Origin of the sequence: Candidatus Nitrosotalea sp. FS (assembly GCF_011319475.1) — an archaeon.
Taxonomy (GTDB): domain Archaea; phylum Thermoproteota; class Nitrososphaeria; order Nitrososphaerales; family Nitrosopumilaceae; genus Nitrosotalea.
Genome location: NZ_RCMC01000011.1, coordinates 1 through 1,741 on the forward strand (window position 1 = coordinate 1; position 1,741 = coordinate 1,741).

At 35.3% G+C, this 1,741-nt stretch carries 2 protein-coding genes; both read right to left on the bottom strand.

All coding sequences use genetic code 11. The features are described from left to right. Positions 1-323 precede the first annotated feature (323 nt). Positions 324-557, bottom strand: a 234-nt coding sequence (locus DYY66_RS00115) for a type II toxin-antitoxin system HicA family toxin (RefSeq protein WP_255495929.1), incomplete at its 5' end; no start/stop codon positions are given. 358 nt (positions 558-915) lie between these two features. Beyond that, positions 916-1,236, bottom strand: coding sequence for a hypothetical protein (locus tag DYY66_RS00120; RefSeq protein ID WP_166285137.1), 321 nt, complete (start codon positions 1,234-1,236; stop codon positions 916-918). Positions 1,237-1,741 lie beyond the last annotated feature (505 nt).

Genomic DNA, 1,741 nt, shown 5'->3' on the forward strand with positions numbered 1-1,741 from the left:
TACATCATATCGCAGATGAAAAACAAGGACTTGGTAAAGATAGAGCATGACAAGTGCGGCCCATGGAGTTTTGGAGCCATATCTGAGATACTTGAATCGTAAATGACAAACCTAATTTATTAACAAGAAAATTCTTTAAAATACAGTGAAAGTTCCTAAAGAAATAATGCCGATAACGTTCAGGTCAATTTCTGATGCTTGGCAAGAAATAGAAAATGGTAAAGGTGGAAAATCAAAGGCATCCAAATTCTTTGCAGAATTTACCAAATGGTAATTAACCAAAATTAACTTGAGATATAATTTCTGAAAATATGTTCAGTCAGTTATAGTTCATCTAAGAAAGATTCCCTTGTAATTCCTGCTTGGTCTAGTATGGATTTCAAGGTTGTTTCCTTGATTGGATCATGTCTTGGAACGGTAACATATTTTCCATCAGGATGTATCAACTGTACATGACTACCTTTTTGTCTTGCTTGTTCAAAACCATGTTTTCTGAGAACCTTGAGAACTTGTCGCCAGTTATGATTTCTTAGACTCAATTTGAAATTTCTATGACANCTTACTGCTTTATTCCAACTTTTCTTTGCCTTTGAGCTTGCATAGATCCATACAATTGAACCATCATTGTCATCAACCATTATCTTGTTTGATCTTTCCAGATACTTCAAAATAACATTGAGGACTGGAGGCCTCATGGTAACGTCTAGTTTTTTTACCAATTGCGTTTTGGAATCAAACTCTTTGTGTTTTTCAAACAACTGTTCAACTTTTAGGATGTTCTTCAAGGTGGGATTATACTTTTGAATATCATGCAATATGTCCTTCAAACCAACACCGTGATCTTCCAAAATACCCTTTGATGCCATATGGTATAGTTACATCATTCTGGTATTTATGTGCATGTACATATATGTACTAATAGCCAAACCTTTTGTTATATTTCGCATGATCAAACAACTCCATCAAGAGTGCCTTCTTTTCTCCATGTATGACCAATATGCCATAAATCAAGCGCCAATATCCAGGCAAATCTACTTTAAAGACTGCATTGACATCATGTTTTTTAATATAATGTTGTGGTATCTGTTTTTGTTTTATGCGTATACCTACTAATTTATCATGTTTTAGATTGTTGATAACATCACGTACTGCGTTATAACGTAAAAGATCTTTTTTGATATGGTTAAACGCAGGAATAAAATCAACAGGGTCTCCAGCCACTTCCAATGTTATCATGTGATAACTATTTTGCATGGATTAAAACTTGAATGATACAAAGATCACTACGTGACAGCTAGAAACTAAGTTATGATTTCTTAGACTCAATTTGAAATTTCTATGACAAGTTTTCTGTCTTTCTTTGCGCGCTCTTCTAATGATTCTAAAACTAGCTCAATCGCTTCAGTCATGTTTGCTTTTAATTCCTCAATTGTGTCGCCCTCGCTTATTGCGCCTGGAAGCTCCATGCATTGACCTGTGTATCCTCCTTCTGGTGCCTCTTCTATCCTAATAGTGAATTTCCGTCCTTCCATGGTGTCATAAAATGCCCTTCGCTTGTATATATTAGAGCGCGATCTACCTTCAAAAATCTGGTCTAGTACGCTGAAAAGATATAGGAGANGGCCTCTTCTATTCTAATAGTGAATTTTCGTCCTTCCATGATATCATAAAATACGCTCTCTTCTATATATTTGAGCTTGGAACGCATACATTTCAAAAATCTGGTCTAGTACGCTGAAAA